The organism is Pseudoalteromonas sp., from assembly GCF_018402495.1.
Lineage (GTDB): Bacteria > Pseudomonadota > Gammaproteobacteria > Enterobacterales > Alteromonadaceae > Pseudoalteromonas.
The window spans coordinates 941,494-962,946 of the sequence record NZ_JAGYIU010000001.1; the positions used below are offsets into that span (position 1 = coordinate 941,494).

Here is a 21,453-nt window from a genome sequence, read left to right on the forward strand (position 1 = left end):
GATTTATTGTAAAGCTTTTTCAACCTTTTCAAATAAATCATCGCTTAACCCTTCTAAATTCGAAAGGCGCTCTAATTGCGCTTTCATTGCAGTGGCACGGGTTTCATCATAGCGGCGCCATGACATAAACGGCGTTAACATACGTGATGCATTTTGCGGGTTAATCGCATTAAGCTTAATTAATAAATCGCCAAGCAATGTATAACCTTGACCATCTAAGCGATGAAATTGTGCGGTATTAAAGTGCGAAAAACTCCCCACTAATGCACGAACTCGATTCGGATTTGAAAAATCAAAACATGGATGCGTATACAAGGCCTTAATTTTCTCAATGGCATCATCAGCGCTGTTCATTGCTTGTAGAGCAAACCATTTATCCATTACTAGCACATCATGGCGCCATTGGCTGTCAAAATGCGCAAGTAATTTATTTGATAATGGGTGCGCAGCTTTAACCACACTGCTCAGAGAGCCAAGCACATTAGTCATATTTGTTGATGCTGCTGCCAGTACAATTAAGCTTGCCGCCTCAGCACTGTCTGTTTTAGCTAAATAGTGCAAGCAAAGTTGTTTTAAAGCGCGAATAGCCACCGCTTGGGCACTCACACTACCATCATCGGTGATTGCCTGATAACAACTTAAAAACTCAGTATGTAGTTGTTTGGCAATTTGTTGTTCGAATAGCTCAATATTGGCAATAATGTCATCAACCGGAATAACGTCAAACTCCGCAGCTAAAGTGTCAAAACTAGGCAGTTTTAACAGCTCAGCAATCAGCGCTAAATCACCCTCTCGTTGCGATATTAGCACCCTAAGTGCATCAATAACGGCATCGTTTAGTGGTGCATTACTAGCTGAAATAACGTTTGCCTTGAGTGCATTAATAAACAATTGTTGTTGTGCATCCCAGCGTGAAAAGTCACTGCGTGCAAAACGCATAATATGTAATAAATCAGCTTCAGTGATCTGTTGATTCAAAATACACGGTGCTGAAAAATCTTCTAGCAATACGGCGGTTGGACTGTGTTCAATATTATCAAAATGAAATGTTTGTTTAGCTTGAGTAACATTTAATACGCTATCAACCTTTTTACCTTGGTATTGCAATGCAATACTTTGGCCTTGCTGATCTAAAAGTTCAATCGCAAAAGGAATATGTAACATCGCATTATCAGGCTGATTCAGGGGCGCAAGTTGCTCTATAGTGAGCGTGAAGATTTGTGCACTTTCATCATACGCTTTGGTAACGTTTAAACGTGGTGTACCGCACTGATTATACCAACGCTTAAATTGTGATAAATCAATTGATGATGCATCACTCATTGCCGCAACAAAGTCATCGCAGGTAACCGCTTGTCCATCATGACGCTGAAAATACAGTGTCATGCCTTTTTGAAAGTTTTCCTCACCCAACAATGTATGCATCATACGAATAACTTCAGCCCCTTTGTCATATACAGTCACAGTATAAAAGTTATTCATTTCGATGACTTTTTCTGGGCGTATTGGGTGTGCCATTGGGCCGGCATCTTCACTAAATTGATGGGTGCGCATCACTTTTACTGCATCGATTCTATTTAGCGCACGAGAGCCTAAATCACTACTAAACTCTTGATCTCTAAATACCGTTAAACCTTCTTTTAAAGACAGCTGAAACCAATCACGGCAGGTTACACGATTTCCGGTCCAGTTATGAAAGTATTCGTGGCCAACAATAGACTCAATGGTGTGATAATCTTTGTCGGTTGCCGTCTCTTGATTTGCCAGCACACATTTGCTGTTGAAAATGTTTAACCCTTTATTTTCCATTGCTCCCATATTGAAAAAATCAACAGCAACAATCATATAAATATCAAGATCGTATTCTAAATTAAAACGTGATTCATCCCATGCCATCGCTTTTTTTAGCGAGGTCATAGCGTGCTGTGTTTTAGATAAGTTGCCTTTATCGACAAATAACGCTAGGGTTACGTCCTTACCACTACGGGTTGTGTATTTATCTTGTAAAACATCAAAGTCCCCTGCCACTAACGCGAATAAATAACTTGGCTTTTTGAACGGATCTTGCCATTTTACAAAATGACGTCCATCTTGTGTTTCACCACTGTCCACTTGATTACCATTAGAGAGTAAATGCGGGAATGTCGTATCTGCAATTATAGTGACATCAAACGTTGAAAGCACATCAGGACGATCCATATAGTAGGTTATTTTTCTAAAACCTTGTGCTTCACACTGAGTGCAATAAGCCCCGCCCGATAAGTACAAACCTTCAAGCGAAGTATTCGTTTGTGGTGACGTTTGCGTCACTATACTTAGCTGACATTCATCAGGTAGGCTATTAATGATTAATTGCTGATTTATAATTTTATAATCTGTGAGCTCTGCACCGTCAATCGATAAAGAGATCAAAGTTAAGTCAATGCCATCTAATACCAGGGGGGCATTTGAATCACCCACGCGTTTAAGCGTTAATAAAGCATTTACTTGAGTGGTTAATGGCTGTAAATCGAAAGTCAGCTCTGTGTGCTCAATTGAAAAATCAGGCGCTTTATAGTCTTTTAGGTATTTTGCTTGAGGTTTTTGTAGTTCTGTCATGATCACTCCAAAAAAATAGCCCCTTTTAGTGATAAAAGGAGCTACCTAAATTAAGCCGTTTGTTTAGGTTTGATACGCAGTATCTTAATACCCAAGTAAGCGTAGATAACGGCTAAGAAAGGATTTATAAGGTTAAAGAAAGCATAAAGCGCATAATCAAACGGATTGATTAATAAAACGCTTTGCATGTACGCGCCACAGGTATTCCATGGAATTAGCGGGCTAGTAATTGTGCCACCGTCTTCAAGCGTTCGTGACAAGTTAACCGGTTTTAAGCCACGTTTTTTATATTCTTCTTTAAACATACGCCCGGGTACAACAATAGCAATATACTGATCTGCTGCAATAATATTAGTTCCAAAACAGGTTGCAATAGTTGAAGCTATCAGTGAACCGGTGCTTTTTGCGATTTTAAGGATACTTTTCACAAATATATCGAGCAGACCCGTTTTTTCCATAATCGCACCAAACATCAGCGCCGTCATGATCAACCATGTGGTTGTTAGCATGCCAGACATCCCACCCCCACTAAGTAGCGAGTCCATTTTTGCATCACCGGTACTAATAGTAAAACCGTCAAAAAAGGTGGTCCAGATAAGTTTAAAGTAACCAACAAATTCACCTTGGGTCACATCTATTTGGTTAGCAATTAAGTCCGATTGAAATAACAATGCCCATAAAGCACCAATTACAGCGCCTATAGAAATGGCCGGAAACGCTGGCATTTTTCTTATTGCTAAGACTAGTAACACGATTAAAGGCACCAACATTTCTAAACCGATATTAAAGTTTTGTTGAAGAATTGATGTTATTTCATCAATTTGACCTGCCTCGCCTGCCGCGGTGGCATTGAATCCCATGAATACAAAAATGACTAATGCAATCACAAAACTTGGAACGGTTGTCCATAACATGTGGTGAATGTGTTCAAATAAATCAGCGCCAGCAACAGCCGGTGCTAAATTGGTTGTTTCTGACAATGGGCTAAGCTTGTCGCCAAAGTAAGCGCCTGATATAACTGCACCGGCGGTAACTGTCGGCTCTAGGCCAAGTCCAGAAGCAACACCAAGTAATGCGACACCTATGGTCGCTGCCGTGGTCCATGAACTACCGATACTCATTGCAACAATGCCACAAATTAAACAACTCGCCGCGTAAAACCAGCTAGGGTTGATAATTTGCAGACCATAATAAATTAAGGTCGGAACCGTTCCAGATAATAGCCAGGTTCCAATTAATGCCCCCACCATGAGTAAGATCAAAATTGCACCAAGCGATAAAGTGATCCCCTCAATCATTGCATCTTCTAATTTTTTCCATGTGTAGCCATTTTTTAAACCAATCAGTGCTGCAGCGAAGGTTGCAAACAGTAAAGCAATTTGATTCGGGCCTGATGATGAATCATCGCCAAATAAGTACACGGCGGCACCTAACAAACAAATTAATACAGCAATTGGAATGAGTGCATCAAAAAGTGTGGCACTTTTAAGTGGTTTTTCTTCAATGGGCTTCAAAATATAGACTCCTACACACATTCGATGCATGTTGATTATTTTTATTAGCACGTACGCGCATTTATTGAGCAGTGTTGATCTAGCTCAACTTTTGGTAATCCGCGATTATAACAATTTAGCAAATTATCGATAGTAAAAAAGGCGCCTAAGCGCCTTTTTTTTAACGAGCAAAGCCTTAATTAGCGCTTAGCCATACGACCGTATCTAATATAATCCTGTGTGATCAATGCTGCCTCCTCAAGGAAGGGATCAAGCTTTTCAATCACCTCTGGTACATCGTCAAGATTCTCTATAGGCTCTTTACCTAAACGCTTTAAACGCTCATTAGTTCGGGCTAATGCGCGAGCCTCATTGTCTTCCTTTTCTTTAACACGCTGTTTTTCAACTAAAGAAATGGTTTTTTTGTCTTTTTCTTCATTGTAGCGAGCAATATCTTCAAACACATAATTAAATTCAGGCTCTGCTTTAATTCTCTCGTTATGTTGTTTTTCAAGATGACTAATAACAGATGCTAAACGCCCTATTTGTTTGTACTGTGCTTTTACTATGCTATCCCAAGGAAGTGCATTGTCTTGTTTACTTTCACCCCACTGTGCTGGGTCAATGGCAGATGGAAAAGTAATATCTGGGATCACCCCTTTATGCTGCGTACTGCCGCCGTTAATACGATAAAACTTAGCAATGGTGTATTGCACACTGCCTAGCGGGTTATCGTATAAATCATAAGCGCGTGCAAGGCTTTTATGCTGCTGTACAGTGCCTTTACCAAAGGTTTGCTCACCTATAATGACTGCGCGACCATAGTCTTGCATTGCAGCGGCAAATATTTCTGATGCAGACGCGCTGTATCTATCAACAAGTACCGTCAGTGGGCCATCGTAGTAGGTGATACCATCACGGTCTTTTTGCTCTTCAATGCGATTATTTAATGTATGAATTTGTACCACTGGGCCTTGATCAAAAAACAAGCCCGATAGCTGCGTCGCTTCATACAAGGAACCACCGCCATTTTGACGTAAATCTATAATAATACCGTCAACTTTTTGCTCTTTTAGCTTAGCAAGTTCTACTTTTACGTCTTTAGAAAGGTTGTTGTAAAAACCAGGGATTTCAATCACGCCTATTTTACTGGTTAGATCCGAATAGTTGGCTTCAAATATTTCTGATTTTGCAGCCCTGTCTTCTAAACGAATTTTATCACGAGTTATTTCAACTACCTTAGGCGTACCATGTGCATCTACACCTTTGAGGTATTGTAAGCGCACTTTAGTGCCTTTAGGGCCTTTTATAAGATCAACAACATCATCTAAACGCCAACCAATAACATCAACAAACTCTTCACCGTCTTGAGCCACACCAATAATACGATCATCAGCCTTAATTTGATCTGTTTTATCAGCAGGTCCTCCAGGGACTAAACTACGGATAACTGTATAGTCTTCATCAGGCGTTAATACCGCGCCAATGCCCTCAAGCTCTAAGTCCATGTCCATTTTAAATTGTTCAGCACGACGCGGAGACAGATACGATGTATGTGCCTCTATGCTACGTGCCAGCGAATTCATAACAATTTGAAATGCATCTTCAGATTTTGACTGAACAAGACGTTTTTCTGCGTTTTTATAACGTTTAGCCAACACCTCTTTAATGTCTGGCCAATCTTTGCCTGTCATTTTTAAACGCAGTGCATCATATTTTACCCGTTCACGCCAAATTTCATCTAATTCGGCTTGCGATGTTGCCCATGGTGCGTCTTCACGGTCATAAAAGTATTCATCTTCCTCGTCAAACGTCATTTCTTTTTCAAGTAAAGACAGTGAAAATTCATACCGTTCAAAGCGGCGTTTAAGGCTTAAATTAAAAATATCAAATGTAAACCCTAGCTGACCGCTAATTAATGCATTATCAAAACGATTACGATATTGCTCAAAAGAATCAATATCGCTTTTTAAAAACACGCTTTTATTAAAATCAAGGGATTCGATATAACGATCGAAAACTTTACTGGAAAGTTCATCGTTAAATCGAACCGGTGTGTAATGTGAACGAGTAAATAGATTAGCCACTCGCTTACTTGCTGTAGCGTGTTGACTTTCTTGTTTTAGCAAGGGTAAGTCTTCTAATGTTACAGGCTCTACTGCAGCAAATAACGACCCTGAAAACAGTGCAGCAACTAACGGAATGAGCGAAAACTTTTTACTCATACACAACTCCTTAATTTTGTTCGCAACTTAAATAATGTATAAGCTGTCAGCTTTTGTTTTAACTTGCATACCTGTCACTAGTTCAACATGAACATCGTCTTTGTTTACTTCAGTGATTACTGCATTAACAAGTGCTTGGCCAAGTTTAACTTTAACCTTGTTATTAACCTTGACCTCGCCTGCAGGTAAAGGTTCAACTTTACCTGAACGCTTAGGCGGCGCAGCTTTTTCAGGCTTTTCTGTCACTGCTGTATTTTTAGCCGAATTAGCCGGTTTCTTTTTAAATGATTTTGCATCTGAGTTTTGACGCGGGCGTTGCTGCTTTTTACGTTTAGCCATTTTTGCACGACTTTCTTCCAACGCTTTTTGAGCGTGGTCAATGTGCTCTTGCTCAACTTTTTCGCCTTGGTTGCCGTCAAGATCGATACGAAATTCAGATTTAGTAACGGCTTCTAAGTAGCGCCAGTTAGATGTGTATTTTCTAAGTGCTTGGCGTACTTGTGTCTTACTAACCTTTTCAGAGCCTTCAATGCGCTCAGCAATATCTTTAAAGATACCGACTTTAAGCGGCTGAATGCCCTCTTTTTGTTTAAAACAGTGTGGAAATTCTTGGTATAAGAACTCCAATACTTCATTAATATCTTTTAGCTTGTTTGTGGTTTCCATTTTAGAACCTATTTAATCACATCTTTTCATCAAGGGCAGAATCAACATAGTGGATGCTCCAATCAACTAACTCTTCAAAGTCAGTTTCAATCACAGCCATATCACCACGTAAATGTTCCCAAATACCATTTATAATTTCATCAATTGAATCACAGTCTAAATCATCAGGTAGACGATCCCAGGCCATGTGAATCAAATCATTGAGCGTTTCTGCTACCAGCTCTTCATCACCCTCCCAATCACCAACATCCTGTACGGCAAAGAGGTAATCTTGAACATTTAGCAAATCTTTCATTACAGGTTAGCCTCTAAGCATTTTACAAGTGCTTCAAGCCCTGCTTGATCATCAGTATCAAATCGGCCAATACTTGGGCTATCTATATCAAGTACCGCAAATACACGGCCGTTTTTCATGATAGGTACAACTATCTCAGAATTTGACGCGGCATCACAGGCTATATGACCGTCAAACGCATGCACATCTGAAATTAACTGAGTTTGCTCGGTTGCCGCAGCAGTGCCACATACCCCTTTCCCTACGGGAATACGAATACAAGCTGGATTGCCTTGAAATGGACCAAGTACCAATTCTGTCGGTGAATCCATAAAATAAAAGCCCGCCCAATTCACATCTTCTAAAGAAGTAAATAACAGCGCGCTAACATTTGCCATATTGGCAATTATATTTGATTCACCGCCTATCAGCGATTCAGTTTGCTTAACTAATGACTGGTAAAAATCGTGCTTTTGCATACCAAACTACTTCTTATTAAACATACAGTAGCTAAAGGTACTCTTTGTCACTAAAAATTGAAACCTTTTGCGGGTAAAAAAAAGGAAATTACATGGTTTTACGACGCACTTGATTAAATATTCTGCAATTAGCTTTGTACCGATTTACGTAAGCCAAATAAAAACAGTCCTGCAGCAAATCCCGACATCACACTATTGATTAAAAATATCTCGCCAGTAGTGGCGCTCAAAAGATAACTAAAAATAGCGCCACCCAGTAAGCCAAGTGTTAATACCCCAGAATAATTCACCTTAGAATACTTAAACATAAGTAAGTAGCCTGGCACCACAAACGCAGCCATCGTTAACCCTACTATGTGGGCATTAGCAATAGCCGTCATCAATAGCCCTAAAAAGATAGAGACCGCATTACCACGCATAGTCAATGCATAGTAAACCCCAAGCATACTACCAATAATAACAGGAGATAATAATGAAAGTGCGACGCTTTTTGCAAGTTGGTGTTTCATTGTAAGGTCCTTAAATACACAAGCATAATCTTATTTCTTAGCATGCCCTAAGAGCTGTAGCTTATAAATAGAGACTATGGTCGTATTTATTAACTAAATATACTTGGTTTTGAGGTTAGATATAGCGTAATTAGATACAAAAAAGCCCGCTAATAAGCGGGCTTTAATATAATGGTGGAGAGATAGGGATTTGAACCCTAGAGGGGCTATAAACCCCTGCCGGTTTTCAAGACCGGTGCATTCGACCACTCTGCCATCTCTCCGAAGCATTTATAATTCACGAATAAAGTGTGTACTCGTAATTGTTTTAATTAGGTGGTGGAGAGATAGGGATTTGAACCCTAGAGGGGCTATAAACCCCTGCCGGTTTTCAAGACCGGTGCATTCGACCACTCTGCCATCTCTCCGCACGGCCTGAATAATAGGGAAAGCCCGAGGCTTTGTGAAGCTTTTTTTTCAATTATTTGTTCAAGTGATTAAAAAACAACTAATTTGTCTAAACATAAAACAAAAAAGATAAATCGTATGCAGCAAATGAACTTTTATTTATATTTAGTTGTCTATTGATCTATAAAGGTTTGCCCAAACATATAAGAGTTGGTAATCTAACTTCAGTTAAATTATAGGAACTACATAGTTTCACTTACAGGAGCTCTACAATGGCATTTAATCAATCGTACAATACTGCTAATCCGGTAATGTCGACCATTGAAACAAATAAGGTACTTAAAAATACCTATTTTTTACTTGCAATGACACTTGGCTTTAGTGCGGTGACTGCCGGTATATCAATGGCACTACAATTACCTTACTTCATGGGACTTGTTTTTACACTGGTTTCATTTGGCCTTCTTTTTGTTGTCAACAAAAAAGCTGACAGCGCATCAGGTGTATTTTGGGTGTTTGCGTTTACAGGGTTAATGGGCGCTGGCTTAGGACCATTACTAAACCATTATGCAGCTTTACCAAATGGACCTATGCTTATTATGCAAGCCCTAGGTTCAACAGCGTTAATATTCTTAGGTTTATCTGCTTATGCACTTAACACTAAAAAAGATTTCTCGTTTATGGGTGGTTTTTTAACTGTGGGCTTAATTGTGGTTATCGTGGCAAGTATTGTAAATATTTTCCTAGGTAGCTCGTTAATGTTTATGGTACTAAACGCAGCCGTGGTATTAATCATGTCTGGCCTAATTTTGTTCGATACGAGCAGAATCATTAATGGCGGCGAAACGAATTATATCCGCGCAACGGTTTCTTTATACCTGAGCGTTTATAACTTATTTACGTCTTTACTTGCGTTACTTGGCGCAAATAATGACTAATTAAATAGTTCTGTTAAAATAGCCCCTTTATTGGGGCTTTTTTATTGGAATAGTTTTGGCACGCTTTGTACTTTCTTTACATACTCCACCATCGGATCACGATACCACACAGCGTATTGTTAAATTTGCTCACGCTTGTTTAGCACAAGGGCATAGTATTGATGCAATATTTTTATACCAAGATGGTATCTATCATTCTTCTACTCATTTTGAGCTTGCCTCTGATGAGTTAAATTTATCCTCACTTTGGCAACAGCTAGCCGACAAAAATATTAATTTAATGCTGTGCGTTACCGCAGCTGAAAAGCGTGGCTTAGATATGCAAAATACTGGTGTATTCGCTGTAGCAGGCCTCGCTGAATTTGCTATGTTAGCCAGTGAAGCAGATAAATGGATACAATTTAAATGATTAATGTACTCGTTATTAGTCAATCAAGCCCATTTGATGACATGCATATTCGCGATGCACTCGATATGACGCTGATTTTTGCCGCCGTTGATCAAAATATAAGTTGGTTGTTTAGCGGTCCTGCGGTGTTAGCGCTGAAAAAAAACCAAAATCCAAATACCTTAGGCATCAAAGATTTTTTTAAAAATATTAAAACCCTAGAAATATATGATGTTGACAATATCTACGTGTGTGAAAAGTCACTGATTGACTACGGTTTAAGTAAAAATGAGCTACTTATTGAAGTAAAAACCGTTAACTTTAATGCCCAAAAACAGTTAATTCAAAATCAGCAGCACGTGGTAACGCTATGAGCACTTTACATATATTTTCAAAACCGCTGAATTACTACAGTGCAAACAGTCTCGATAATCTGATTATGCTAACAGACTCGGTTTTATTAGTGGGTGATGCCTGTTTTGCTAAAGGGCAATACAGACAATTTGCCGATTCGCTTTATATTTTAAAGGACGATGCAGCGGCGCGTGGTATCTCTTTAAATTTGAATGATAAAGCGATTAGCTATGATGAGTTCGTTACCCTAAGTTTATCATCTAAACAATCAATTACTTGGTGATTTATGCTGGAATTTAATAATCAAACAATAGACACAGATAAGCAAGGTTACCTGTTAGATCATACTGATTGGTCAAAAGAGTTAGCCGATGTTATTGCACAACATGAAAGCATTATATTAACCGAGCAGCATTGGGAAGTTGTTAACTTTGTACGCGCATTTTATCTAGAATACAACACCAGCCCTGCCATTAGAATGTTAGTCAAAGCGATGGCTAAAGCGCTCGGTGAGGATAAAGGTAATAGCATGTACCTGTATAAGCTTTTTCCGAAGGGACCGGCCAAACAAGCCACTAAAATTGCCGGCTTACCTAAACCTGCACGGTGTATTTAATGAAACAAAAAGCTAAAAACACGTCATCTTCAACAAGTAAACGCAATACCGGTCGTACATATTCGCGCAGTACTGTAAAAAAAAGCCCAATAAAAAGAGCAATTAAGCCGCAGATAGCCCAAAGCGATAAAAAAGTTATTTTATTTAACAAACCTTATGATGTCCTTTGCCAATTTACAGACGAGCAAAATAGACAAACACTGGCTAATTTTATTCCTATTAAAGATGTTTATGCTGCGGGTCGCTTAGACAGAGACAGTGAAGGCTTGTTATTATTGACCAATTGCGGAAAATTACAAAATACCTTAACCGCTCCTGGTAAAAAAACCAACAAAACGTACTGGGTACAAGTTGAGGGTGTGCCTACAGAAGCATCTATTGATGCGCTCAGTCAAGGGGTCGAACTCAAAGATGGATTAACCTTACCTGCACAGGTAAAGTTAATCGATGAACCAGCGCTTTGGCCACGCACTCCCCCGGTGAGAGAACGTAAATCAATTCCAACATCTTGGTTGAGTATCACTATAAACGAGGGGAAAAACCGTCAGGTTCGACGAATGACCGCACACATTGGCCACCCAACGTTACGGTTAATTCGCTACAGTATTGGTAAATACACACTCGATGGAATTGAAACAGGTCAATATAAAATCAGTGGACCACCAACAAACAGTTAATACTTTACGTTAGCCTTTGCTTTTCTGGTATTAAAAGCAAAGGTTAAACATGCTTTGTTATTCATGCCTTCCTAAGGCAATGCAATTTCTGCCCTGCCTTTTTGCATAATACAGCGCATTATCCGTTGCTTTAAAGAAATCGACATGGTTAGTTTTTTCGCCATGCCTTACCGTATGAACTCCCATACTCACAGAGAGAAAACCAGTAAAACTATCTTCATGAGCTATCGCTAAATCTTCAATAGATTTTTGTATTTGTTCTGCAATAAAGAGTGCACCTTGATTATCTGTTTGTGGGAGTAAAACAACAAACTCTTCTCCGCCATAGCGCGCTACAAAGTCCTCAGGACGACTGACTGTTTCTGCTAGCTTTTGCGCTACGCTATGTAAACACTTATCCCCTGCAATATGACCATACCTATCATTAAATTTTTTGAAATTATCTATATCAATCATGATCATAGAAAGTTGAGTATTTACTTTTATCAGTTTTTTAAATTCAGCATGTAATTTTTCGTCAAAACGGCGTCTGTTGGCAATTTTAGTCAATGAGTCTAAAAAGGCCATATCGCTAAGTATCTCTTGGGTTTTTAAACGCTCCGTCGCATCGTTAAATACAGCAATAAATTCACTTTCTACACTAATACCTGACACTTGCATTACCACTTTTGAACCATCTTTACATACAATTTGATAGTCATTTGCAGGAATATCGTCATTATTTTTATTTGCCTGCGCTAAAGACTCACCCCACATCGTTTGAGCAGACTCTCTATAACTAGGCTCAGGATACGCGACCTTCCACCACTGTTTTAAATTAGGGATATCCTCGATTGTATAGCCAAATACATCTACAAATCGTTGATTAAGCTTTAAAATATCGCCGGTTACCATACAAACATTACACACGGGCAAAGGCAAAATAGTAAATAATTTTGCATAATGGCTCAGCTCATGTTTTCGCATTGGATGTTCAGTTGCACTACTAACAAAACGCTGCTGCTCAACGTGTTTCATTTCAAGAGAAGCATTCATAGTGGCAACAAAATGCCATTCTAACCACCACTTTTCTAGCTGCTTTAAAATGACTTGTTGAAAGGGATTAATAAAGTCTAAAGAATGTTCAATGAGTCTAAATAACTCTGAAATAGGGTTGGGTTCTTGAAAGTGATAAGGACGAGGAACCCTAATGGTTTGATAAAACAGTTGGTAGGCTGATTCTTTAAAGTTATGTGGTAATTCATCGCGATGTACCTTTGTTGATAACTCAACAATGTAAGACTTTACCTTTTGTGCTTGAGAAGCATAGTTCATATATTCATTCCATTGACTATATTATAAATACTTATTTGAGTGTTTATTCAATATAAACTCATCTAAAGGTATTGCATAATCATTTGATTGTAAAGGTTTGTTAATGAACAATAATAAATACGCTCTCTGATATTCTATAAATAATACTAACAGCTTAAATAAACAACATTTACTCATCATTTACAACTTAAAATAATATTTATAATTTAATGGCCTGACATCTAGGACCTGTGTTCTTTGCATATTAAAATATGTTCAAACAAGGGGCGATTTTATTACGGCGCGAAATGTGTAACCTAGTGGGCTAAGTAAAAATCGACTGACAAAGAGTAAATAATCCTTAGCCAACATAAAAAAAGCAACAAAATCTATTCAATAGCCCTTCCTCTCTTTAAGCACTTACAAAATACATGCTATAATCGCGGCCTTTCCAAGTTAACAGTAATCTGTATAAGCGAAATTATTCATGAGCGAAAATAGTCACATTAAAGTCATCGTTGGTATGTCCGGCGGTGTTGATTCTTCTGTATCTGCATATTTATTAAAACAGCAAGGCTACCAAGTAGAAGGCTTGTTTATGAAGAACTGGGAAGAAGATGACAATGATGAATATTGCGCTGCCGCTGAAGATTTAAAAGATGCCCAAGCTGTCTGTGACAAATTAGGTATTGAACTTCATACCGTTAACTTTGCAGCAGAATACTGGGACAACGTATTCGAATACTTTTTAGCAGAGTACAAAGCCGGTCGCACACCTAACCCAGATATCATGTGTAACAAAGAAATTAAATTTAAAGCCTTTTTAGAATTTGCGGCTCAAGCACTTGGTGCTGACTTTATAGCAACGGGCCACTATGTGCGTCGTGAGCTCAGAGATGATAAATATGTTATGTGCCGTGGCTTAGACGATAACAAAGATCAAAGCTACTTTTTGTACACATTGAGTCATGAACACATCGCGCAAACGCTGTTCCCTGTCGGAGATATTGCCAAGCCAGAAGTGCGCCGTGTTGCTGAAGAGCAAGATTTAATTACCCACGATAAAAAAGACAGTACTGGTATTTGTTTTATCGGTGAGCGTAAATTTAAAGATTTCTTACAAAAATTCTTACCTGCTCAACCTGGTGTTATTGAAGACACAGATGGTAACAACGTTGGTGAACATGAAGGTTTAATGTACCACACCTTAGGTCAGCGCAAAGGCTTGTTAATTGGTGGCATGAAAGAAGGCTCAGGCGAACCTTGGTATGTTGTAGACAAAGACGTTGAGCGTAATGTATTGATTGTTGGCCAAGGTAAAAATCACCCTCGCCTTTACAGTAATGGCCTAAATGCCAACCAATTACACTGGGTAGATCGTGTTGGTCCTCAAGGTACTACTCGTTGCACCGTGAAAACACGCTACCGTCAAGAAGACTTAAGCTGTACCTTGTTAGTCGGTGAAGATGGTATGGCACGCGTATTATTTGATGAGCCACAAAAAGCGGTAACCCCAGGACAATCTGCCGTATTTTACGCTAATGAAGTGTGTTTAGGTGGCGGTATTATTGACTCGGTGATCAAATAATGAATCAACATCAAGTCATGGCGCTTGCTGCCATGTGCCAAGTGGCTAAGCAAGTTCAGAAGGTTGCCCAATATGGTCGCGCTGATGAACAAGATTTATCGATTTTATTATCGAGTATTGTACAAACCTCGCCAGCTTCTCCTGAAGATGTGTATCAAGGTGAGCATAACTTACGTGATGGCTATAAAACATTGATGGCACAACTGACTGCCGGTGCTCAAAAAGATGTAGAAATAGTCAAATATGTGGGTGGTTTAATGCAGTTAGAGCGTGCGCTTAGTGCTAACAGTAAAAGCCTCAATGAATTAGGTAAACGTATTGATGATATTCATCGTCGTTTAGACCATTTTGCTATTACCGACGACAGTGTTGTTGCCGGTTTAGCAGATATATACTCGTCGGTGCTAAGCCCCCTTGGGCACCGAATTCAGGTTTATGGTAAACCCGAGTTATTAAAACAGCAGCTCACGCAAAATAAAATCCGCGCATTACTTTTAGCCGGAATTCGCAGTGCAGTATTATGGCGACAAATGGGCGGCAAACGTCGTCATTTCTTTTTTGCAAAAAGAAAAATTCTCGCCATAGCTAAAACAAAAATTTAATTATCGTTCAAACTAAAATTTAGGAGTTATTATGGAGCTTTCAACGTTAACGGCTATCTCTCCGGTTGATGGTCGCTACGGCAGCAAAACCACTGAACTACGCAGTATTTTTAGCGAATTTGGATTAATCAAATACCGCGTAACCGTTGAAGTGCGTTGGTTGCAAGCGTTAGCTGCAGCAAGCGAGATTAAAGAAGTCCCCGCTTTTAGCGACGAAGCAAATGCGCTGTTGAATGCAATTGTAGATAACTTCTGTGAAGCTGATGCTCAGCGAGTTAAGGACATCGAACGCACTACAAACCATGACGTTAAAGCCGTAGAGTATTTACTAAAAGAAAAAGTAGCTGATAATGCTGAGCTACACGCAATTAATGAATTTATTCACTTTGCCTGTACCTCTGAAGATATTAATAACCTATCTCATGGTTTAATGTTAAGTGAAGCGCGTAACAACGTCGTTTTACCTTACTGTGATGAGCTATTAAGCGCTATTAAAGAAAAAGCAATTGAATACAAAGCCATTCCTATGATGACCCGTACACATGGACAGCCTGCAACGCCTTCAACTATGGGTAAAGAGTTTGCAAATGTTTACATGCGTTTAAAGCGTCAACGTGACCAAATTGCACAAGTAGAAATGCTAGGTAAAGTAAACGGTGCTGTGGGTAACTACAATGCACACCTAAGTGCATACCCTGACTACGATTGGCATACCCACGCCGATAAGTTTGTAACTAGCCTAGGTTTAACATTCAACCCGTTTACCACGCAAATTGAACCGCATGATTACATTGCAGAGCTTTTTGATGCAATTGCACGCTTTAATACTATTTTGCTCGATTTTGACCGCGACATGTGGGGCTACATTGCACTTAATCACTTTAAGCAAAAAACCATTGCCGGTGAAATTGGCTCATCAACTATGCCACACAAAGTTAACCCAATTGATTTTGAAAACTCAGAAGGTAACTTAGGTTTAGCCAATGCTATCTTTGGTCATTTAGCACAAAAACTACCTGTGTCTCGCTGGCAACGTGATTTAACTGACTCAACCGTATTACGTAACTTAGGTGTAGGTATGGGTTATGCGGTAATTGCATACCAATCAACCCTTAAAGGTGTAAGCAAACTTGAAGTGAACGAGCAACGTTTAGCAGATGAGCTTGACCAAAACTGGGAGCTGCTCGCTGAGCCAATTCAAACCGTTATGCGTAAATACGGTATTGAAAAACCATATGAAAAGCTAAAAGATTTAACCCGTGGTAAACGTGTAAATCAAGAAATTATGGCTGATTTCATCGATGGTTTAGACCTACCAGAAGCTGCAAAAATTGAAATGAAAAAACTAACGCCGGCTAACTACATTGGTCGCGCTGTTGAGTTTATTGATGATTTAGTTTAATCACTCAAATCTACTAATAAAAAGCGAAAGGTACCTGCCTTTCGCTTTTTTCATTTAGGTCTTAACGTTATAGGCATTCTATGTATCAATTAAAAATAAATGAATTATCAGAGCAAGCGTTCTTAAGTCAATATTGGCAAAAAAAACCACTGTTGATCAAAGCTGGTTTTACGAATTTTCAAGATCCACTTGATGCGAATGAACTCGCAGGCCTTGCTATGGAAGACAGCATAGAATCGCGCATTATTACTAACCACAATCAACAATGGCAATCGCATCAGGGACCATTTGACGATTTTGAAATACTCACTGATCAGCACTCGACGCTACTCGTGCAAGCAGTGGATCATTGGCATCCAGAGGCTGCTCAGTTACTTGAACCTTTTCGTTTTATACCTAATTGGCGAATAGATGATTTGATGATCAGCTACTCAACCCCAGGTGGCGGTGTTGGCCCACATCTAGACCAATACGATGTATTTATTATTCAAGGTGAAGGTAAGCGCCATTGGCGGGTAGGATTACCCGACCCAACACTAAAACAATTTGCTCAAAATAAAACATTACTGCAAGTTGAAGCTTTTAGTGCAGTAATTGATTGTATTTTGGAGCCCGGTGATATTTTATATATACCACCAGGTTGTCCTCATGAAGGCTATGCGGTTGAGAATGCACTTAACTATTCAGTCGGTTTTAGAGCACCTAATCAACAAGATTTACTTTCAAGTTTTGCTGATCATATTATCGACACAGAAAGCGGCCAAAAAAGGTATACCGACCATACCCTCGCCCTGCGTGATTCTAAAGGTGAGCTAACCCAAAGCGAAGTCGATAAAGTAAAAACGTTAATGCAAGTATTGCTAGAAGACGAGAGTTTATTTAAACACTGGTTAGGTAATACCCTTAGCCAACCTAAGCATGATATGGACTTAGCCCCTGAAGAAGACCCATTTAGTGTCGAACAAATACAACAACTGCTTGAAAACCAAGTAACATTTGAGCGTTTAGGGGGCACACGTGCTATTTATCAATGTATGGATGCAGAGCTACTTCTGAGTATCAATGGCGAAAACTACGCTTTACCCTTATCTGATTTAGAAGCGGTAAAACAGCTTACTGATTTTATTGAATTTGATAGTAGCGTGCTTAATGCAACCACACCTAGCCTAGATTTTATCGAAACTTTTACTACACTGGTTAATGAGGGTATTTGGTTTAGCTAGGAGGAGGTCATGGTTTATACCGTTGACAAAGTTGATTGGCAAAGTGAAAAAAGTCAACTGCAACATATAAGGGAGCGAGTGTTTGTATATGAGTTACATATTCCTAAACGTATTGAGTTTGATAACTTAGATGCACTCGCTCAACATATTCTGGTCACCGATAATATGCACTCACCTGTTTCCACAGGTCGATTATGTAATGATGGTTTAATTGGTAGAATCGCCGTATTGCCGCAGCATCGCAACCGCAATGTTTATAAGTCACTGCTTAATTTCATTGTTAAGTTAGCAGCGGAGCAAGGTATTGAAGCAATCAGTATTAATTGTATTTTAAACGAAGTAGAACGATTCAAAAATAATGGGTTTATTCAGCAAGGCCACGTCTTTATGGAAGCAGGTATCCCAAGGCAACGTATGCAGTGCCCTATTGCATGCTTTGAAACACGACCATTTACTTTAGTGCATTAACGAAAAAACGAGCCACTTGGCTCGTTTTTTTCTTTATTCTTGTCGGTAATCTTTGAAAAAACGCTGCATTTTCATCATTGCACTCGATAAATCATCTTTATTAGGTAAAAACACCAATCTAAAATGATCAGGCTCTGGCCAGTTAAAGGCGCGCCCATGTACTAACAATATTTTTTCTGCTTTTAACAAATCAAACATCATTTGTTCATCGCTTTTAATATTGAATTTAGCGGTATCCACTTTAGGGAAAGCATAAAGCGCCCCTTTAGGCTTTTTACAACTAATTCCATCAATAGCATTTAAGCCGCGCCAAGCAATATCTCGTTGCACATATAAACGCCCACCGGGGTCAATTAAGCTATCAATTGACTGAACGCCACCCAATGCTTGCTGAATTGCATATTGTGCAGGCACATTGGCACAAAGACGCATTGAGGCAAGAATATCTAAGCCTTTAATTAAATCTGTCATTAATGCGGTGCGGCCACTTAGCACCATCCAGCCCATTCTCAGCCCAGCAGCACGGTATGTTTTAGCTAAGCCATTAAAGGTGATGATAGGGAGATCATCGCATAATGAACCAATAGAAGTATGGGTAACGCCGTCGTATAGAATTTTCTCGTATATTTCATCGCTTAACAGCAAAAGCTTGTGCTCTCGAGCAATATTGATCAATTCTTCAAGTAAAGCGTCACTGTACACAGCCCCGGTTGGGTTGTTGGGATTAATCAGCACTAATGCTTTTGTTTTAGAGGTGATTTTACTCTTAATATCATCAATGTCAGGAAACCAATCTTGCTCTTCATCACACAAGTAGTGAACCGGATTACCACCTGCTAATTTTACCGAGGCAGTCCAAAGCGGATAATCTGGGGCAGGAATTAACACTTCATCATCATTATTCAACAGTGCTTGAGTAACCATTTGGATAAGCTCACTCACACCGTTGCCAATGTAAATATTATCAACGTCTAAATTGTGTAAGCCACGCTGTTGGTAGTGCTGATAAATAGCAACACGCGCAGAATAAAGACCTTTAGAGTCACAGTATCCTTGAGCTGAATATAAATTACGAATGATATCGCGATGCATATCTTCTGGCATATCAAAGCCAAATGCGGCGGGGTTGCCTATATTAAGCTTTAATACTTTTTGGCCCTCATCCTCCATTTTTTTAGCTTGCACTAAAACGGGACCTCGGATGTCATAACAGACGCCGTCTAATTTATGACTCTTTTTTATTTCTGACATTGTTACCTCTAAAGAGCAAGTTAATCATTAGACTAACTCAGTAAAGCCGTGAATTACTAGAAAAATTAAGCGCTTAAAACTGAAAAAAATTCACGTTAACACTCTTTTTTATTACTGTTGAAACACGTTTAGCGCTCAGCTAACCATGCATTTAGTTTTGCTTGTGAGCCAGTAACTTGCGCCATTAATCCATCGGCTGCATCAACAGCCTGTTCGTCATTCCCATTATTTAAATTATATTCAATTAAACGGGCAACTTCGGCTAAACTTGCCGCACCAAATTGAGCGGCGTTTGATTTAAGGCTATGAGAGTGGCGAATAGCGGCCTCTTTATCTTGCCCAAGCGCAGCAATTGCTTCGTTACCCAACCGCTCAAATTCCGCACAACAAAATTCCAGTGTCTCTGGAAATTGTTCACCTAATAGCGATTCCATACTTTCTAAAGCGGATTCGTCAATATTTATCTCTGTCATATTCATGCCTTTCAATACGGTCCATCGATTTTCTTCTTATCCCTTACTCTATATCTAAGCACAAAAAAAACCAACTTTATTAGTGCAAAAATGTATAATTACGGCAAATGTACCAACGAAATAGTGTATTCAATGGCACGTCCTCTTTGTAAACAGTGTAACTTTTCGCTAAGTACTTGTATTTGCAGCGCAATTACCCGTGTTAATAACCAAACACAGGTTATTATTTTGCAGCACCCCAGTGAAGCAAAAGTTAGCAAAAATACGGCGCAGCTATTAGCTTTGGGTTTAACCCACTGTAAAATTATTAGAGGCGAAAATAATCAGGACTTCGCCTTTTTACAGAACCTGCCTATTGAATCGAGCGTATTACTCTACCCAAGCGAGAGCGCCGTAAAATTAGACCGACCGAATAGTAAAGAAAACCTTCAAGAGATTACGCATTTAATTGTGATTGATGGTACATGGAATAAAGCCTTTAAAATTTTGCAATTAACCCCGTTATTACAACAGTTTAAAACGGTAAGCTTTAGCAATATTCCCACCAACCGTTATGCTATTCGTAAAGCCCCTAGAGCAGATAGTTTATCGACACTAGAAGCAGTAGCACATAGTTTATGGCTCATAGAAGCACTAAACCCTGCGCCCTTGTATGGTTTATTAGAGGAATTAATAAAAAAACAAACCCAACACATGCCCGCTCACGTAAAAGCACGTTACTTGTAATGTATGAGCTGAAATAAAATAACCGATGCGTAATACCACATCTCGATTAAAACGCGGATTTTCTCGCCAAGGCCCCGACTATCGTTTTGACGATCAAGTCGATTTTAGTGATATAAGAACCACTTTTGGTTTTCGTTCTATGGTGGTTGGTAAATGGGTTACTAAAGAAGAGCGCTTTATTAGTGCCAACTTAATTTATGATGCGCTGGCTGATTTAGCGCAGATTTTGCATTTACCACCCACTGCCATTGGCCTTCGTGGCAAACTTAATTTCGCTTTTGGTCACGGTGGACAAAAAGGCGTGCAAGCACATTATAATGCGTATGACCAAACCTTAGCACTGGCTAAAAATGCAGGCGGTGGCGCTTTAGCCCATGAATGGTTTCATGCTTTTGATCATCATATTAGTGAGCATTTGTTTAAATCAAAAACCCGCTTTGGTTTCGCTTCTAAGTTATGGTTATCACACTCTCCCGACTTAAGCCATCCACTTAATGATGCACTTAATGAATTTTATAAAGAGGTGTTTTTAGAGCAAAGCGGTGAACATGCCAATGAATTTGTAAATAAATGCATTGCGTTTGATAAAGCGCATAATCAGCAGTATATGAGTATGCCAGAGGAGCTTGCTGCTCGGTGTTTTGAAGCCTGTATCAACGAGCATCAAACAATCAAAAACAGTTTCTTAGTCGGCGGTTTGAGTAATAATAACTTAATTTATCCTGAGCTAAAGCACACGTTACACGCCAATGAAGCGCTTAACCATTATTTTCAACTATTAGGTTATGCGCTTCATCAACTAGAAAAATAAGCTATTGTTTAG

General features: G+C 39.3%; 23 protein-coding genes and 2 tRNA genes. 13 read left to right on the forward strand and 12 right to left on the reverse strand.

What is annotated here, in order from left to right:
- Nucleotides 1-3: 3 nt before the first annotated feature.
- From pepN to KG708_RS04320, 9 genes are all read right to left on the reverse strand, one after another.
- Nucleotides 4-2,598 (reverse strand): aminopeptidase N, encoded by a 2,595-nt coding sequence (gene pepN / locus KG708_RS04280; RefSeq protein ID WP_213608252.1) that lies wholly within the window; start codon nt 2,596-2,598, stop codon nt 4-6.
- 50 nt (nt 2,599-2,648) lie between these two features.
- Entirely contained in the window at nt 2,649-4,112 is a 1,464-nt protein-coding gene (gene nhaC, locus KG708_RS04285; RefSeq protein ID WP_213608253.1) for a Na+/H+ antiporter NhaC, read from the reverse strand.
- A 179-nt stretch (nt 4,113-4,291) separates the two neighbouring features.
- On the reverse strand, nt 4,292-6,316 hold the full coding sequence (gene prc / locus KG708_RS04290) for a carboxy terminal-processing peptidase (protein ID WP_213608254.1): 2,025 nt from the start codon (nt 6,314-6,316) through the stop codon (nt 4,292-4,294).
- 27 nt (nt 6,317-6,343) lie between these two features.
- Nucleotides 6,344-6,982 carry an RNA chaperone ProQ gene (proQ, locus tag KG708_RS04295; protein WP_213608255.1) on the reverse strand — a complete coding sequence of 213 codons (639 nt, stop codon included), beginning with the start codon at nt 6,980-6,982 and terminating at the stop codon, nt 6,344-6,346.
- A 16-nt stretch (nt 6,983-6,998) separates the two neighbouring features.
- Entirely contained in the window at nt 6,999-7,277 is a 279-nt protein-coding gene (locus tag KG708_RS04300) for a hypothetical protein (protein WP_213608256.1), read from the reverse strand.
- On the reverse strand, nt 7,277-7,735 hold the full coding sequence (locus KG708_RS04305; protein WP_213608257.1) for a GAF domain-containing protein: 459 nt from the start codon (nt 7,733-7,735) through the stop codon (nt 7,277-7,279). Before KG708_RS04305 ends, KG708_RS04300 begins: the two co-directional genes overlap by 1 nt.
- A 128-nt stretch (nt 7,736-7,863) precedes the next feature.
- Nucleotides 7,864-8,244, reverse strand: a complete 381-nt coding sequence (locus KG708_RS04310) for a hypothetical protein (protein WP_213608258.1) — start codon at nt 8,242-8,244, stop codon at nt 7,864-7,866.
- Between the two features lie 172 nt (nt 8,245-8,416).
- A tRNA-Ser gene (locus KG708_RS04315) sits at nt 8,417-8,507 on the reverse strand.
- A gap of 53 nt (nt 8,508-8,560) precedes the next feature.
- Nucleotides 8,561-8,651, reverse strand: a tRNA-Ser gene (locus tag KG708_RS04320).
- Between the two features lie 252 nt (nt 8,652-8,903).
- On the opposite strand from KG708_RS04320, the gene KG708_RS04325 reads away from it, so the two are divergent.
- From KG708_RS04325 to KG708_RS04350, 6 genes are read left to right on the forward strand one after another with little or no spacing between them, the layout of a single operon-like run.
- Entirely contained in the window at nt 8,904-9,569 is a 666-nt protein-coding gene (locus tag KG708_RS04325; RefSeq protein ID WP_213608259.1) for a Bax inhibitor-1/YccA family protein, read from the forward strand.
- A 55-nt stretch (nt 9,570-9,624) separates the two neighbouring features.
- Nucleotides 9,625-9,978, forward strand: coding sequence for a sulfurtransferase complex subunit TusD (tusD, locus tag KG708_RS04330; RefSeq protein WP_213608260.1), 354 nt, complete (start codon nt 9,625-9,627; stop codon nt 9,976-9,978).
- The gene (gene tusC / locus KG708_RS04335) at nt 9,975-10,331 is read left to right on the forward strand and encodes a sulfurtransferase complex subunit TusC (RefSeq protein WP_213608261.1); all 357 of its coding nucleotides are present in this window, start codon (nt 9,975-9,977) and stop codon (nt 10,329-10,331) included. Before tusD ends, tusC begins: the two co-directional genes overlap by 4 nt.
- Nucleotides 10,328-10,594 carry a DsrH/TusB family sulfur metabolism protein gene (locus tag KG708_RS04340; protein ID WP_028835169.1) on the forward strand — a complete coding sequence of 89 codons (267 nt, stop codon included), beginning with the start codon at nt 10,328-10,330 and terminating at the stop codon, nt 10,592-10,594. The genes tusC and KG708_RS04340 overlap by 4 nt, the downstream gene beginning before the upstream one ends.
- Before the next feature lie 3 nt (nt 10,595-10,597).
- On the forward strand, nt 10,598-10,927 hold the full coding sequence (locus tag KG708_RS04345; RefSeq protein WP_008112024.1) for a TusE/DsrC/DsvC family sulfur relay protein: 330 nt from the start codon (nt 10,598-10,600) through the stop codon (nt 10,925-10,927).
- A complete protein-coding gene (locus KG708_RS04350) occupies nt 10,927-11,604 on the forward strand; it encodes an rRNA large subunit pseudouridine synthase E (protein WP_213608262.1) in 678 nt (225 codons plus the stop codon). The genes KG708_RS04345 and KG708_RS04350 overlap by 1 nt, the downstream gene beginning before the upstream one ends.
- 57 nt (nt 11,605-11,661) lie before the next feature.
- Here the strand turns inward: KG708_RS04350 and KG708_RS04355 are convergent, their stop codons facing one another.
- Entirely contained in the window at nt 11,662-12,918 is a 1,257-nt protein-coding gene (locus KG708_RS04355) for a diguanylate cyclase (RefSeq protein ID WP_213608263.1), read from the reverse strand.
- 466 nt (nt 12,919-13,384) lie between these two features.
- Between KG708_RS04355 and mnmA the strand changes: the two genes are divergently transcribed.
- From mnmA to KG708_RS04380, 5 genes are all read left to right on the forward strand, one after another.
- Nucleotides 13,385-14,485 carry a tRNA 2-thiouridine(34) synthase MnmA gene (gene mnmA / locus KG708_RS04360; protein WP_213608264.1) on the forward strand — a complete coding sequence of 367 codons (1,101 nt, stop codon included), beginning with the start codon at nt 13,385-13,387 and terminating at the stop codon, nt 14,483-14,485.
- Nucleotides 14,485-15,087, forward strand: a complete 603-nt coding sequence (gene hflD / locus KG708_RS04365) for a high frequency lysogenization protein HflD (protein ID WP_213608265.1) — start codon at nt 14,485-14,487, stop codon at nt 15,085-15,087. The genes mnmA and hflD overlap by 1 nt, the downstream gene beginning before the upstream one ends.
- 31 nt (nt 15,088-15,118) lie before the next feature.
- Nucleotides 15,119-16,489 (forward strand): adenylosuccinate lyase, encoded by a 1,371-nt coding sequence (gene purB, locus KG708_RS04370; protein WP_213608266.1) that lies wholly within the window; start codon nt 15,119-15,121, stop codon nt 16,487-16,489.
- Between the two features lie 80 nt (nt 16,490-16,569).
- The gene (locus tag KG708_RS04375; protein WP_213608267.1) at nt 16,570-17,712 is read left to right on the forward strand and encodes a cupin domain-containing protein; all 1,143 of its coding nucleotides are present in this window, start codon (nt 16,570-16,572) and stop codon (nt 17,710-17,712) included.
- Nucleotides 17,713-17,721: 9 nt separating this feature from the next.
- Nucleotides 17,722-18,180 (forward strand): GNAT family N-acetyltransferase, encoded by a 459-nt coding sequence (locus tag KG708_RS04380; protein WP_213608268.1) that lies wholly within the window; start codon nt 17,722-17,724, stop codon nt 18,178-18,180.
- 33 nt (nt 18,181-18,213) lie between these two features.
- On the opposite strand, the gene KG708_RS04385 is transcribed toward KG708_RS04380, so the two are convergent.
- Nucleotides 18,214-19,431, reverse strand: coding sequence for a pyridoxal phosphate-dependent aminotransferase (locus KG708_RS04385; RefSeq protein ID WP_016900382.1), 1,218 nt, complete (start codon nt 19,429-19,431; stop codon nt 18,214-18,216).
- Between the two features lie 128 nt (nt 19,432-19,559).
- Nucleotides 19,560-19,904, reverse strand: a complete 345-nt coding sequence (locus tag KG708_RS04390) for an Hpt domain-containing protein (RefSeq protein ID WP_213608269.1) — start codon at nt 19,902-19,904, stop codon at nt 19,560-19,562.
- 132 nt (nt 19,905-20,036) lie between these two features.
- Between KG708_RS04390 and KG708_RS04395 the strand changes: the two genes are divergently transcribed.
- Both KG708_RS04395 and KG708_RS04400 read left to right on the forward strand, forming a co-directional pair.
- On the forward strand, nt 20,037-20,630 hold the full coding sequence (locus KG708_RS04395; protein ID WP_213608270.1) for a tRNA-uridine aminocarboxypropyltransferase: 594 nt from the start codon (nt 20,037-20,039) through the stop codon (nt 20,628-20,630).
- 25 nt (nt 20,631-20,655) lie between these two features.
- The gene (locus KG708_RS04400; RefSeq protein WP_213608271.1) at nt 20,656-21,441 is read left to right on the forward strand and encodes a CLCA_X family protein; all 786 of its coding nucleotides are present in this window, start codon (nt 20,656-20,658) and stop codon (nt 21,439-21,441) included.
- Nucleotides 21,442-21,453: the final 12 nt, after the last annotated feature.